Genomic DNA, 12420 nt, shown 5'->3' with positions numbered 1-12420 from the left:
CTGGCTGTTTTCGGGGCTGTGCTTGTTGCCGCAGCGGCGCACAAGCCCTAACTACTCGTTCAAGGCGGACGGCTACGCCGCCGCTTAACTCCAGCGTTAGCCTCAAAGGGAAGACCATGACTAACGAGCGCGCCCACGAATTCAAGTTCTTTGTCTACATCGTCGAGTCTCCCTCGGCGCCTGACATTTATCACGGGCGATCGGAGGGATACTTAGTGTCGAACGCGGTTCGGCTCGATGGCATTCCATCGGTTACACGAACCGCCATTAACGCAGAGGCCTTTGAAGCAGCGTTACGCCTTGGTTTACCGGAGGCCATGAAGCTTCATCCTGACCTTACCCCGGTTCTTCATCTGAGCGCTCACGGGAGCACTGATGGAATCCAGTTATCCAGTGGCGAGACCCTAAGTTGGCAGGATCTCAAGGCCCTATTGGTTCCTATAAACACCAGCTTAGGGAACATGCTCGTGCTATGCATGTCAGCGTGCGATGGGTACAGCGCATGTCGTATGGCAAAACAAGAAACTGATGGCCCGCATCCGTACTTCGCCATGATCGGGAGCTATGAAAAACCTACTTGGGCAGATACGGCTGTAGCTTACTCCGCGTTCTATCACCTCGTATCAAAAGGCCGCACATTATCGGATGCATTGCAGGGAATGAAAGCGGCATCAGGAAGCGACTCTTGGATATTGGAGACGGCGGAAGAATCGAAGCGTAGCTTTCTTGAATATCTTTCCACCTACAACCTTTCTGAAGCCAGGGAAGAACTTGAGGCAGCAGCTTCTGAAGGTGCCCTGTCTCCTAATGCCAAGGCCTTGGAGCGAGGATAGATGGCTAACAGTTCGTTCAAGGCGGACGGCTTCGCCGCCGCTTAACTCCAGCGTTAGGCGTCTTTCATCATCGTCTCAATCTCTCCTGACACTACGCTGTCAGCAGGTTAGTCGGAGACTCTTTGACGACGCCGCGTCGAAGATGATGCAGCGTGACTCGTCAACAATCGCTTGGGACAAGGCCCACACTTCAATTTGGGGCCTCGAATTTCTCATTTCGACCTAAAGGAAACCGTATGAATACCCTCGAAATTGCCAACAAACTGGTGGACCTCTGTAAGCAAGGTAAGAACGATGAGGCGAAGGCGTTGTACGCTTCCGACGCTGTGAGCGTAGAAGCGATTGCGGTACCAGGTGCAGAGCAAGAAGCAAGAGGCCTTGCAGCCATCAAGGCGAAGGGCGAATGGTGGCGCGCCAATCACGAAATCCATTCGGCCTCTGTCACCGGCCCTTGGCCCCATGGCAATAGGTTCGTTGTCGGATTTCAATACGACGTAACGAACAAGCCCTCCGGTCAGAGAATGAAGATGGACGAAGTTGGACTCTTCACCATTCAGGATGGAAAGATCGTACGCGAGGAGTATTTCTACGCGGGGGGAGCATAAGTAGCAGAATCCACCTGCCTGAAGATCGGTTGCGTCTCAGCGGCCACCGCTTAACCTTTCCTTCAAGCGGACCCGCCTACGGCGGTCCGCTTAATTCGCGCGTTAGGCGGCATAAAGACCACGAACGCTGATCTCGGCTACGAAAGCAGATCGTCTATCGAGGCAAGGGTCAACAACTTCCCGGCGGCCCACATCAAATCAACATCGCGTGTCACTAGCGCGTCGGCTTGTAGCTTGGTCAATGCGAGGTATTCGGCTGCGAATGTATCTTTCCAGCCGAGTTCCTCGGCAAGCCTCCAGGCAACCTGCTGCATCGATCGGTCGCCCAGCAAGCGAATCTGCAACCCCCTCAGGTAGTCGAGGCGCTGGTTCGCCTCCTTGCGAGTCACCGAGCCATGCTGAACGTCCGCGAATAGTTGGGCGAGTACCTGCGAACGCAGTAGCGTCGGTGCGAGGAGACGGTGATGCCCCGGAATCTTGGCCTTCTGCTCAGCCAGCACGAGAGCCACATCTAGCCCAATCACATATCGTGTCACGCCCTACCTCCGCCGCATTCATTGCTCAGGAGCACGCGCATGCTAGCAATGCCTAACTATTCGCTCAAGCGGACCGCTACGGAGTAGCTGCGGTAACATGCCATGCATCGCGACAGCGGCCGCTCAGCTCAGGCGTTAGCTTTCACTGAAGCCACATTTCCGCAGCTCGATCCCGAACTCCGTTCTCGGCTTTAAAGCAGCCATTCTCGGGTCGTCTCATGCATTCAGACAGGAGATCACATGACCATCGAAACCGAAGACGATGTCGCTGCACTGAAGCGTATAGGCAAGATCGTTTCGTACGTGCTGCAGGAAATGCTCGACGCCGCCGAACCGGGCATGACGACGCTCGAACTGGATTCACTCGGTGAGCAGTTGCTCGAAAGGCACGGCGCACGATCGGCGCCGAAACTCACATACAACTTCCCGGGGTCGACCTGCATCAGCATCAACGAGGAAGCCGCACACGGCATCCCGGGTGATCGAGTCATTCGAGCCGGCGACGTATTGAACGTCGATGTTTCTGCTGAGTTGGGAGGCTACTTCGCCGATACTGGAGGGACGAGAATCGTGCCCCCGACCAACCCGCAGAAGACGCGCTTGTGCCATGCCTCGCGCACAGCCCTCGAGCAAGCCATGAAGCAGGCCCGCGCCGGCCAACCCATCAACGGTATCGGCGCTGCAATCCAGCGAACCGCGAAGACTTACGGCTTCAAGGTCATTGAGAATCTCGGTAGTCACGGGGTCGGTCGAGCGCTTCATGAAGAACCCGAGCACATCCCCGGGTACTTCGACCCGACGGACAAGCGCATATTGAGAGAGGGCATGGTAATCACCATCGAACCCTTCCTTTCAACAAAGAGCCGCGTGGTGACCGAGATGTCCGATGGATGGACCCTGGTTGGAGCGCATGGCAACTTGTCAGCGCAATACGAGCACACGATGATCATTACCAAGGGCGAGCCGATAGTCGTAACTCAACACTGAGTAATCGGCGATGAGAGCCAACCCTTCCTTCAAGCGGACCCGCCTACGGCGGTCCGCTTAAGTCAAACGTTAGCCCTCGGACTTACTTCGGTGATCAGTAATGGATGCTCTTGAAGTTCCTTACGGTGGAAAAGCCTGGGTTGGTTGGGTCCTTTTTGTATTTATGTGTTCAAGCATGGCTCTTATGGCCTTTGCCGCAACCAATGACCCCGACGCGTCGTTCTCGACCCGGGTTATTCTATGGGTCATGTTCGCTTTTGCTTCCTTTCCCGCGTACGTTTTCGGTGCAAGCTCAATAGTCACTCTGTTTGTAAAGCGCACCTTGGCGCTAACCGCGACCGAGATTTCTGCACCACATTCCATGTTCTCGTTGCGCAGCACCCATGTTCAATTGAGCACCGTTACAAGAGTTTCACTTGACACGCTTCAGGACGGCCGTCGCTATCTGAATATTTACTACAAAGGCGGAAGGCTCGGAATTGCGGAGGCATTCATGCCTAGCCCGGGAGCGTTCAACAGGGTTCTTATGGCCTTTGGCAACACTCCCGGGGCTAACAATTCGTTCAAGGCGGACGGCTACGCCGCCGCTTGACTCCAGCGTTAGGCGCCAGGAGAGATCATGACTGTCAAGCGTATGGACAACGTCGGCATCGTGGTAGAAGACATTGATGCTGCCATCGAGTTTTTCACCGAACTTGGCCTTGAGCTCGAAGGACGCGCCCCAGTCGAAGGAGACTGGGCAGATGGCGTCACTGGATTGCGCGACATGCGCGTCGAGATTGCCATGATGCGTACGCCAGATGGTCACAGCCGGATCGAGATGTCCCGATTCCTCGCGCCGCCTGTGATCGCCGATCACCGCAGCGCACCGGTGAACGCTCTCGGTTACCTACGCGTCATGTTTACCGTACAGGACATCGACGATACGCTCGCCCGACTCGGCAAACACGGCGCGGAGCTCGTCGGCAACGTGGTCCAGTACGAAGACATGTATCGGCTCTGCTACATTCGGGGCCCCGAAGGAATTCTCATCGGGCTTGCCCAAGAGCTCGGGCAGCAGACTTCCCGATGAGCATGGTCGCATTGGCGCCCGACAATTCATTCAAGCCGAAGTCGCTTGATGGCTCGGCTTAATTCAGGCGTTCGGCCCCAAGAGCCTTGAAGACGAACGAATGGCATCATCGGGAGGGTCCATGACTGACACGACCTCGCTATCGGAATACCTCGTCATCTCCCGCGGGCAGTGGGACAAAGACAGGTCGCCCGAGGAAATTCAGGAGGCGATTGACGACTTCTACACCTGGCACGATCGACTCGTCAGCGAAGGGATGTTGAAAGCGGGACAGCGGCTCGCGCGCGAGGCGAAAATTGTTTCAAGACGCGGCGTGATTGATGGCCCCTTTACCGAAGCCAAGGAGGTCGTGGGCGGCTACTGGTTCTTCCTGGCTGGCAGCCTTGCCGAAGCTGCAGCACTTGCCGCGCAGAATCCTTGCCTAGCCTGCGGTTTGACATACGAGGTTCGACCCATTGAAGAGGAGCGAGCCAGCGCATACAAGTTGAGCAATGAAATGCCTGAGCATTTCGGCGATGGAGAATGACTCACGGCGAAAGTCATTGCGCGCTGCCGCTGCGGCCCAACCCTTCCTTCAAGCAGATCCGCCTTCGGCAGTCCACTGAAGTCAGACGTTGGGCGGCATGGGATAGCAAATGAGCAAGTACGTACCGAGCGGTTGGCCCCGAGTGATTCCGCGCATCGCTGTGGAGAATCCCGAGTCTCTTGTGCGGTTCATCCAGCAGGTCTTCGGTGCGGTCGGCGAGTTCCACCCGGGGCGGCCATCGGAACTTCGAATCGGCGATTCACTCATCATGGTGGGCTCAACGCTCGAACGTGAAGCCATGCCGGCCTTTCTCTACGTTTACGTGGAGGACGCGGACGCGGTCTTTCGGCTTTCACAAGAGCGAGGCGCCCAGTCGCTTGAGAAGCCGCACGACACACCGTACGGTGATCGCCGTGCAATGATCCGGGACCCCTGGGGCAATCTCTGGCAGATTGCTACACATGGCGACCAGTTCGAGTCATAGGCAGTCATGCCGCCCAACCACTCAATCCAGATCCAGCGGATGCGCTACGCGCACCGCTGATTTCGGGCGTTAGGGCGCATGACTGGCTGGCCAGATCATGGGAGATTACCGTGAGTCGAATCGTTGTGATGAACCATCTGACCCTGGATGGGGTGATGCAGGGACCCGGGCGCTCGGACGAGGACACGCGAGGCGGGTTTGCGGAGGGTGGCTGGGCCAGCCACTCCGCAGCGGCAGGCGATGCCGCGGGCCAGGCAATGAGCGAGCGGATGGCGGCCGGTGGTGGTTTGGCCGGGTGGCTGTTCGGGCGGCGGACGTACGATGATCTGCTTGCCCACTGGAACCGCGAGGGTGGACCATTCAAAGATGCCCTGAATCGGACGCCCAAGTATGTCGCGTCGACAACTTTCAAGGAACCCATGCCGTGGCCAAATTCGACGCTGCTGCGCGGCGATATCCCTGAAGCCGTGCGGACGCTCAAGGCTCAAACGAGTGGTGTGCTCGGAATCATGGGCAGCGGGGAACTGATTAAGTCCCTGTTGCCCGCTGACCTGATCGACGAATACTTGCTGGTGATCCACCCGCTGGTTCTCGGCACCGGGCGTCGGCTTTTCCCGGAACAAGTGAAGCTGCCGCTGCGCTTGACAGACTGCGTCACATCGTCCGCCGGCGTGGTGATCACCACCTACGAACCGGAAAAGAAATGAAAATGGATGGCATGTCCCTGGCCAGGACTCGGGCGCCACCCAACTCTGGCGGACTGCGTCCTGCGGCTCGCGGCGTGTGAACCCTGACGTTAGTCGTACTCCGGGAGGCGATCAGCATGCAAGTCGATGTCGACGGATTCGAGTACAGCAGTGTTGCAGCCCGACTTCCCGCGCAAGATCTGGAAAGGGCGCGACTGTTCTATCTGGAGAAGCTTGGCCTGGAGCCGGACGAAGCGCGTCCCGGCGGATTTCTTTACTTTTGTGGAAGCAGCTCTTTCGGGCTGTTTGCTTCTAATGGCACCTCGTCTGGTGCCCACACCCAAATGGGATTGGAGGTAACCGATCTTCGAGCGGCAGTAGCGGTGCTGCGAGCTCGAGGCGTAGTGTTCGAATCGTATGACTTACCTGGGTTGAAGACAGTCAATGGCATCGCAGAGATTGCCGGAAACTACGCCAGTAAAGGCGGGAAGGGAGAGTTGGCCGCATGGTTCAAGGATAGCGAGGGCAACATGATTGGCCTTGGTCAAGCGCTGCGCTAGGCCTGTAGCCAGGACATTGCGCCCTAACAATTCTTTCAAGCCGAAGCCGCTCCGCGGCCCGGCTTGATTCAGGTGTGAGGCCCCGTGGGAGATAGCCATGAGCCGGTTAATGCGATTTCCAAGTGCGGTTAAACGCGACCCGGCTGTCGATGCCTGGATGCATGAACACGCAGGGCCGCTTGGCGCCATTGCGCAGCAATGGTTTGGCGTGATGCGAAACTGTGGTGACGATGTCCAGGAGCTGTTGCACGATGGACATCCAACCGCGTGCATCGGTGATGCGGCGTTCGGCTATGTGAACGCGTTCACCAACCACGTCAATGTCGGCTTCTTCCTTGGTCCCGAAATGGAAGATCCGCAGCGCTTGCTGGAAGGCACTGGCAAGTTCATGCGCCACGTGAAGCTCAAGCCGGGGCAAGAGATCGACTCAACGGCACTCAAGATGCTGGTGGTGACCGCATACGCTGGTATTCGACGGCGCATGGAGCCGGGTCCCAACCATTCAGTCAAGCCGAAGCCGCTTCGCGACTCGGCTTGACTCAGGCGTCAGACAACGTAGCGATCCCGGAGACTTGTGACTGCAACCCCATGACTGAAATGAAAAGACCAGAAGATGCGCCCGGAGCGTTTCAAGCCGCCTGGAATGCACACGACATGGCTGCTCTCGGCGGCCTGTTCGATGAAGACGCTACGTTCGTCAATCGCTTCGGGCACTATGTCCAAGGCATCGATGCGATCGTGGCGCTCCACGCCCCCATTCACGAAACCATCTATCGCGACTCTACGCTGGAAAATGAGCTGATCGATGTCGCCCACATCGCTGACGGAGCGGTGGTCATACATTTCTGGAGCCGCCTGGCAGCCGGTGCCGCTCACCCGGCCGGACCGCATGAGGTGGATACGCTGATCCTCGCCGTGCTGACGAGACAGAACGAGATCTGGCGCATTCGAGCGCTTGAGAATGTGACCCTCACAAACCCGCGGACCGGGGAGCCGATCTTGCGCGATTAGTGCAACGTCGTGACGCAGATGCATGAAGACCGAGATCGACAACGGCGAGTCTGTGTCCAACAATTCATCCAGGGTGGACGGCTTCGCCGCCGCTTGACTCCAGCACCAGGTCCCACACACGCATGCGCCTTTGGTCGTTGCACCCCAAATACCTGGACGCTCAAGGCCTCGTCGCACTATGGCGGGAGGGTTTGCTGGCTCGGGCAGTCCTCCGCGGGAACACGCGCGGATACAAGCATCACCCGCAACTCGACCGCTTCACGGCGCATGCGCAGCCGCGCCTGGCGATCAACGCCTATCTTGCCGGGGTCCACGCGGAGGCAGAGGCCCGTGGATACTCGTTTGATCGCACCAAGATAGGGCCGGTCAAGGTCGTTGAGCCTATCGTCGTTACTGCGGGCCAGATTCATCACGAGTGGCAGCACTTGCTTGCCAAGCTGGCTGTGCGCAGCCCTGCGCTGTTTGAGCAATGGAAACTGCTCGAGCGGCCAGCGTGCCACCCACTGCTTCGCCAAACCACAGGTCCGGTAGCATCATGGGAACGGGTGCAAGCGGCACCTGATAATTCACTCAAGACGGACGGCATCGCCGCCGCTTGACTCCAGCGTCAGACCGTTTTGGCAATCACGCCGCTGATCGGCGCAGAGGATCTCGCTCAATGGTTAGCATTTCCATGCTTGGAATCCCTCATGACGGCAACTCTTCCTTCATGAGAGGGGCATCTGAAGGTCCCGCCCACATTCGGCCCGAACTGCACTCTGACGCGTATAGCCTGTGGACGGAAACAGGCATGGATCTGGGTCTGCCGGGGAGACTGATCGACCGCGGGGACATTCAGTTCAATGACTCGGTGGATCACTGGGAGGCCATCGAACTGGAGGTTGGCCGCGTGCTCGACACGGGCAATCCGTTGATCAGCCTGGGCGGCGATCATGCGATCACGCATCCGATCATGCGTGCCGTGAGAAAGAGGCACCCGAAACTCACGATTCTTCATATCGATGCCCACCCGGATATCTATCACAACTACCAGAACAATCCTCGCTCCCACACGTCCCCATTTGCGAGAATCATGGAGGAGAAGCTTGCTGATCGATTGATCCAGGTGGGGCTTCGCACCATCAACGACCATCATCGCGCCCAATTCGAGCGATTCGGCGTCGAGTACATCGAGGCCGGTCACTGCTCGCAAGAGCTGAAGCTGAATTTGCAGATGCCGGTGTATCTGTCCATGGATATCGATGCCCTGGACCCTGCCTATGCGCCCGGCGTTTCGCACCGGGAACCGGGCGGCTTGTCGACCCGACAGGTTATCGACCTCATCCAAAGCATCGACCAACCCATCGTCGCGGCGGACATCGTCGAATACAACCCGCGATGCGACATCTCAAACATGACAGCCTTGGTGGCGACCAAGCTACTGAAAGAGATCGCCGGCATGATGATCAAGACTCATGCGAACGCGGTCTAGCCATTCATTCAAGCCGAACCCCCGCGGGTCGGCTTCATCCAAGCGTCAGGCTCCAGGAATTGCCTGTACCACGCACGACCGAGTGAGAAGCCATGAGCAACGTCGAAGCTGCTTTCTGTGCCATCTACCGTTGGCGCCTGCATCCAGGGGCCGAGCAAACCTTCATCCAGGCCTGGTCGCGGATTACTCGGTTGCTAGTGACCGAACGAGGCTCACTGGGGTCACGCCTGCATCGTGGGCCGGACAACCTTTGGTACAGCTACACCCAGTGGCCATCGGCCGAGGCAAAGACTGAAGGTCTGGCTCGTCCGTCAGTCGACCCGGAAGCCTGGCGCCAGCTACGTGAATCCATCGCCGAAAGTCTGCCCGAACTGATTCTTGAGCCGGTATCGGACTTTCTGGTCCCACTTCAGCATGTGGGTGCCTGATTCAGGCACCAGGTCGCAGGAGAAGCCGATGAAACGCACGTGGACAATCATTGGTGTTGCCGATGTCGCCCGCAGCTTCAAGTGGTATCAGTCGCTGTTCGGTCAGCCAGCAACGCTTCCCGCCCATGACTACTTCGGGCAAATCCTCGACACGGATGGAACGGTCCTGCTTTGCCTTCACCAGTGGGGTGCGCACGAACATCCCTCTCTGGCCAGTCCCGATCACTCGGAACCCGGCAACGGACTGCTTCTGTTCTTTCGTGTGGATGATTTTGACGAGGCGCTGCCCAGGGCGCGCGATCTAGTCACCGGACTCGAAGAGGAGCCCCACGTGAACCCCAGCACGGGAACCCGAGAGTTCGCACTCCGTGATCCTGATGGGTACTACGTCATGGTCAGTGCGCTCGCTGCAACCTGACGCTTCAATCGAGCGAGCGAGGTCGCCAGGCCGCACGGCGCACACGACATACGCGGACGCTAGACTCTTACTGAAGTTCGCTCCCGGAGAGTCAGGATGGCAACGGTTCGTGAAGGCAACAAGCTGGTCCTGGCCGTCGTCGACGTCCAGGTTGGTGTCATGCAGGACGCATGGGACGCGCCGCGTGTCATTGCGAATGTCTCGCGTGTCGTCGAAAGGGCTCGCGCCGCGGGCGTTCCGGTTGTATGGGTTCAGCACTCGAACGATGAACTGCCCGAAGGCACGCCTCAGTGGGCCCTGGTTCCGGAGCTGACACCGGCCGCTGAGGAAGCCATCATCCACAAGCGGTTCAATTCGTCGTTTGAGCAGACACGCTTCGATGACGAACTCGCCAAACTCGGCGCCACGCATGTGATCCTTGCCGGTGCCGAAACGAACTGGTGCATTCGCGCTACCGCCTACGGCGCGCTCGATCGAGGATACGACCTGACCCTCGTCAAGGATGCACACACCGCCAAGGCGATCCACCTGGACGATGGAACCTCGCTCGAAGCGGCGGATATCGTCAAGGAGCTGAATATCGCCATGCGGTGGCTGGAGTATCCGGGCCGAAAGAACAGTGTCGCTTCGGCCGAGCGGGTTGCCCTTGCGTGAACTGGACCAAGGACCCCGGCCCGCCCTGAAGAGGGGGACCTGGCCTCGAACGCCAGACGTCTCATTCAAAACGTGAGGGCATCCCGATGTTCAAGAACCTTGTTCCCAAGATTTTCTATGGCTGCCTGCAAGACGGGTTGGCGTTTTTCGTGGATGGCCTGGGATTCGAGATCCACCATCAAGATGCAAATCTGGCAGTCATCGCGCGTGACGGTGCCAAGGCTTACATCGTCCAGGACGCTGCATGTGCTGCCATGGATCGCCCGGAACTTGCGATCGAGACGGACAACATCGACGAAGTATTCAAGGAGATGTCGGCGCGCTCGGCACACCTGTTGCATCCCAACGCGAAGACCGTCTCGCTCAAGCCATGGGGCGCCAGGGAATTCGCCATGCTGGACAAGACCACCGTATGCGTCGTCTTCCGCGAATGGCCGGCCGGGGGCTGAGACACCTGTCTACTCATCCAGGCGGACGGCTGCATTGCGGTTCGATTCGGGCGTCAGGCTGCCACGACAGACCGCGGTACGCCAACGCGACCGCACTACGACGCTGCCGCACCGCGGCTCGCCTTCCACTCGGCCACGCGCTGCTCGATGTAACGGTCGTAATCGGCCTCGGTATGCAATGACGGAAGCGCGTGAAGGACGTGACGGCCTTGCGCGTCCTTCACCGGCAATTGCGCCGCCAGCGCGGCATAGACTTTCTGCAGGTGCGAGGGCAGGCCGGCTGCCGGGTTGATGCCCGTGGATGCCGGCACCACCACGCCCGTCAGCGGGTCGTCGGTCCGCGCTGTGGACAGGCTCAATACATCGGCGACATCGGGTGCTGCGGCATCGCGTGCGGTCATCGCGGGCACGCCCCAGCGCAGTTCGATCGTCCTGAGGATCGAGGTGTGATCGAACGGCGTGGCACCTGTGGCGCGCAGCACCGTGCCGGCGGGAATCCATGGCGAGATCAACACCGTCGGCACGCGCGGCCCGAAACGCCTGAAATCGAATCCGAACTCGCCTGGCGTGGCATCCGGGGGCACCGCATTGGTCGGCGGCGGCACATGGTCGTAGCAGCCGCCATGCTCGTCATAGGTGACGATCAGCAGCGTCTGACCCCACGCCGGGCCATTGCGCAGCGCGTAGTACACGTCGTGGATGAGCTGTTCGCCCAGCGCCACGTCATAGTTCGGATGCTGGCTGTTGCCGCTGGAACCCCAGCTTGGCTCGAGAAAGGTATACGACGCCAACGTGCCGTTCGCCGCGGCGGCCTGGAAATCCGCGAACTTTCCGAACTGGCCGTCGGGCGCATTCGTCAAATCGGCAAAGTCCAGGCGCGTGAGCGGCTCGGCGTTGTAGCCGTAGATGGCCCAGGACACGCCCTGCTTGCCCAGCACGCCGTAGATGGACGGCACGGTGAATGCCTTGGTCTTGTCATCCATATGCCCTTGCGAGGTGCCCGCATGGACAAAAGCGCGGTTGGGCAAGGTTTCGGTCGGGGCGGAACAGAACCAGTGATCGCAAACGGCGAAACCGCGCGCCAGCGCGGACAGCACCGGCAGGGTCTGTGGCGTGTGCATGCCCATGATGTCGGCGGCCACCGTGCCGGCCAGCACGCCGCCCTTGCTCTTGGACTCCCACGCCAGGGTCGCCGCGTAGTTGCTGACGAAGCCCTGATTGGTCGCCGTCGGCGGCGTCGGTGCCGTGGCGTTGCCGAACAATTGCGCGTTGGTCGCCGCGTAGCCCTCGCCTGGATCGGCACCAGGCTGGTAATACGTATTGGCCTGCCCTGGCGCGATCCTGAAGACCGTATCGGGCGCGCCGGTGGCACCGGGATTGGATTCCTTGCCGGTCAGGCCCTCGAACGCTTGTCCAGCCGGAGACACATTGTCCGAATCCGCATACAGAAACCCCAGCATGTGGTCGAACGAACGGTTCTCCAGCATCAACACCACGATGTGGTTGATCGCCGAGAGCTGGTTTGCATGGTTCTTGATCATCGCGCACTACCCTCGGATTGAGGATCCAGGCGCCAGGCCAAGTCACGCGGCCTGGCACGCGTCATTGCAGCAGCCGGGCATGTCGATTGTGTGACTCGTACACACCATGCAAGTTCACGCCTGCATCAGCGGACATATCCACCGCCTTGCTCGTTGCCG

The 12420-nt window shown here is 59.1% G+C and carries 19 protein-coding genes; 17 read left to right on the top strand and 2 right to left on the bottom strand.

Annotated elements, in window-relative coordinates; all coding sequences use genetic code 11:
• The first annotated feature begins 116 nt into the window (after nt 1–116).
• Together ACYVKM_RS05465 and ACYVKM_RS05460 are read left to right on the top strand one after the other, a co-directional pair.
• A complete protein-coding gene (locus ACYVKM_RS05465; RefSeq protein ID WP_460876399.1) occupies nt 117–833 on the top strand; it encodes a hypothetical protein in 717 nt (238 codons plus the stop codon).
• A 236-nt stretch (nt 834–1069) separates the two neighbouring features.
• Entirely contained in the window at nt 1070–1438 is a 369-nt protein-coding gene (locus ACYVKM_RS05460) for a SnoaL-like domain-containing protein (RefSeq protein ID WP_460876398.1), read from the top strand.
• 137 nt (nt 1439–1575) lie between these two features.
• On the opposite strand, the gene ACYVKM_RS05455 is transcribed toward ACYVKM_RS05460, so the two are convergent.
• A complete protein-coding gene (locus ACYVKM_RS05455) occupies nt 1576–1974 on the bottom strand; it encodes a hypothetical protein (RefSeq protein ID WP_460876397.1) in 399 nt (132 codons plus the stop codon).
• A gap of 240 nt (nt 1975–2214) precedes the next feature.
• Here ACYVKM_RS05455 and map point away from each other — a divergent pair, with 240 nt between their 5' ends.
• From map to ACYVKM_RS05380, 15 genes are all read left to right on the top strand, one after another.
• The gene (gene map, locus ACYVKM_RS05450; RefSeq protein WP_460876395.1) at nt 2215–2961 is read left to right on the top strand and encodes a type I methionyl aminopeptidase; all 747 of its coding nucleotides are present in this window, start codon (nt 2215–2217) and stop codon (nt 2959–2961) included.
• Between the two features lie 100 nt (nt 2962–3061).
• Nucleotides 3062–3553: a hypothetical protein gene (locus tag ACYVKM_RS05445; protein ID WP_460876393.1), complete on the top strand. Its 492-nt coding sequence runs from the start codon at nt 3062–3064 to the stop codon at nt 3551–3553.
• Between the two features lie 27 nt (nt 3554–3580).
• Entirely contained in the window at nt 3581–4033 is a 453-nt protein-coding gene (locus tag ACYVKM_RS05440) for a VOC family protein (protein ID WP_460876392.1), read from the top strand.
• A 121-nt stretch (nt 4034–4154) separates the two neighbouring features.
• Nucleotides 4155–4559, top strand: coding sequence for a YciI family protein (locus ACYVKM_RS05435; RefSeq protein WP_460876390.1), 405 nt, complete (start codon nt 4155–4157; stop codon nt 4557–4559).
• A 109-nt stretch (nt 4560–4668) separates the two neighbouring features.
• Nucleotides 4669–5043, top strand: coding sequence for a VOC family protein (locus tag ACYVKM_RS05430; RefSeq protein ID WP_460876389.1), 375 nt, complete (start codon nt 4669–4671; stop codon nt 5041–5043).
• A 128-nt stretch (nt 5044–5171) separates the two neighbouring features.
• Complete coding sequence (locus tag ACYVKM_RS05425) at nt 5172–5750, top strand: dihydrofolate reductase family protein (protein WP_460876388.1); 579 nt, start codon at nt 5172–5174, stop codon at nt 5748–5750.
• 116 nt (nt 5751–5866) lie between these two features.
• Nucleotides 5867–6289, top strand: coding sequence for a VOC family protein (locus tag ACYVKM_RS05420; protein WP_460876387.1), 423 nt, complete (start codon nt 5867–5869; stop codon nt 6287–6289).
• A gap of 97 nt (nt 6290–6386) precedes the next feature.
• Entirely contained in the window at nt 6387–6827 is a 441-nt protein-coding gene (locus tag ACYVKM_RS05415) for a DUF1801 domain-containing protein (RefSeq protein ID WP_460876385.1), read from the top strand.
• A gap of 50 nt (nt 6828–6877) precedes the next feature.
• Nucleotides 6878–7300, top strand: a complete 423-nt coding sequence (locus tag ACYVKM_RS05410; protein ID WP_460876383.1) for an SgcJ/EcaC family oxidoreductase — start codon at nt 6878–6880, stop codon at nt 7298–7300.
• A 122-nt stretch (nt 7301–7422) separates the two neighbouring features.
• Complete coding sequence (locus ACYVKM_RS05405; RefSeq protein ID WP_460876382.1) at nt 7423–7899, top strand: pyrimidine dimer DNA glycosylase/endonuclease V; 477 nt, start codon at nt 7423–7425, stop codon at nt 7897–7899.
• Nucleotides 7900–7958: 59 nt separating this feature from the next.
• On the top strand, nt 7959–8771 hold the full coding sequence (locus ACYVKM_RS05400; RefSeq protein ID WP_460876381.1) for an arginase family protein: 813 nt from the start codon (nt 7959–7961) through the stop codon (nt 8769–8771).
• Between the two features lie 92 nt (nt 8772–8863).
• Nucleotides 8864–9199 carry an antibiotic biosynthesis monooxygenase family protein gene (locus tag ACYVKM_RS05395; RefSeq protein WP_460876380.1) on the top strand — a complete coding sequence of 112 codons (336 nt, stop codon included), beginning with the start codon at nt 8864–8866 and terminating at the stop codon, nt 9197–9199.
• A 28-nt stretch (nt 9200–9227) separates the two neighbouring features.
• Nucleotides 9228–9617, top strand: a complete 390-nt coding sequence (locus ACYVKM_RS05390) for a VOC family protein (RefSeq protein ID WP_460876378.1) — start codon at nt 9228–9230, stop codon at nt 9615–9617.
• A gap of 96 nt (nt 9618–9713) precedes the next feature.
• The gene (locus tag ACYVKM_RS05385; RefSeq protein WP_460876377.1) at nt 9714–10271 is read left to right on the top strand and encodes a cysteine hydrolase family protein; all 558 of its coding nucleotides are present in this window, start codon (nt 9714–9716) and stop codon (nt 10269–10271) included.
• An 86-nt stretch (nt 10272–10357) separates the two neighbouring features.
• Nucleotides 10358–10720, top strand: a complete 363-nt coding sequence (locus ACYVKM_RS05380; RefSeq protein ID WP_460876375.1) for a VOC family protein — start codon at nt 10358–10360, stop codon at nt 10718–10720.
• Between the two features lie 95 nt (nt 10721–10815).
• Here ACYVKM_RS05380 and ACYVKM_RS05375 read toward each other — a convergent pair whose 3' ends face one another.
• Complete coding sequence (locus tag ACYVKM_RS05375; RefSeq protein WP_460876374.1) at nt 10816–12261, bottom strand: alkaline phosphatase family protein; 1446 nt, start codon at nt 12259–12261, stop codon at nt 10816–10818.
• Nucleotides 12262–12420 lie beyond the last annotated feature (159 nt).

The sequence above is a fragment of the Rhodanobacter koreensis genome (genome assembly GCF_054782855.1).
This window is presented reverse-complemented; position numbering and strand designations above follow the sequence as displayed.